Origin of the sequence: Burkholderia sp. Tr-20390 (genome assembly GCF_017104595.1) — a bacterium.
Taxonomy (GTDB): domain Bacteria; phylum Pseudomonadota; class Gammaproteobacteria; order Burkholderiales; family Burkholderiaceae; genus Burkholderia.
This window is the reverse complement of sequence record NZ_JAAGPC010000458.1, coordinates 1-730: the sequence shown is the minus strand read 5'-3', so window position 1 is coordinate 730 and position 730 is coordinate 1. Positions and strand designations below refer to the sequence as shown.

Below are 730 nucleotides of genomic sequence, written 5' to 3'. Positions count from 1 at the left end.
GACTGCACGATGATCGCCACGTACGACACGCACAGCATCACGTGACCGATCCAGATCGTCACCATCCCGCGCCCCTTCGGCCAGCCGAACATCTGCTCCAGCGCAACGAACAGCAACAGCAGCGAGATGCCCTGGATCACTTCCGGAATCACCAGCGGCGCGTTGATCATCCCCGTGTACAGCGTGAAGCCCTTGAAGCGGCCGAAGCGCGCGAGCACGAAGCCCGCCCACGTGCCGATCACGACCGACGCGGTCGCCGTCAAGAGACCGATCTTCAGCGACAGCCACGCGGCGCTCAGCAGCTCGTCGTCGTCCAGCAGCGCCGAGTACCACTTCAGCGAGAAGCCCGACCACACCGTCACCAGCTTCGACTCGTTGAACGAGTACACGACGAGACTGATGATCGGGATGTACAGGAACAGGAAACCGAAGGCGAGAACGCCCGTCGACAGCGGTTTGCTCGGCTTGATCATTTCGCGTCCTCCAGTTCCTTGACCTGGTAGTACTGGAACAGCGCCATCGGCACCAGCAACAGCAGCACCATCGCGACCGTCACCGCGGACGCCATCGGCCAGTCCATGTTGTTGAAGAATTCATCCCACATCACGCGGCCGATCATCAGCGTGTCGGCGCCGCCGAGCAGCTCCGGAATCACGTACTCGCCCACCGCCGGGATGAACACCAGCAGGCTGCCGGCGATGATCCCGTTCTTCGACAGCGGCAGCGTGAT

1 protein-coding gene and 1 pseudogene are annotated in these 730 nt (G+C 62.3%); both read right to left on the bottom strand.

Translation table 11 applies throughout. The features are described from left to right. A pseudogene (locus G3N98_RS39530) lies at nt 1-473 on the bottom strand (putrescine ABC transporter permease PotI); the annotation flags it as partial. Continuing rightward, nucleotides 470-730: ABC transporter permease subunit (locus G3N98_RS39525; RefSeq protein ID WP_206151153.1), on the bottom strand; the 261-nt coding region annotated here is incomplete at its 5' end. The pseudogene G3N98_RS39530 and the gene G3N98_RS39525, both read right to left, overlap by 4 nt.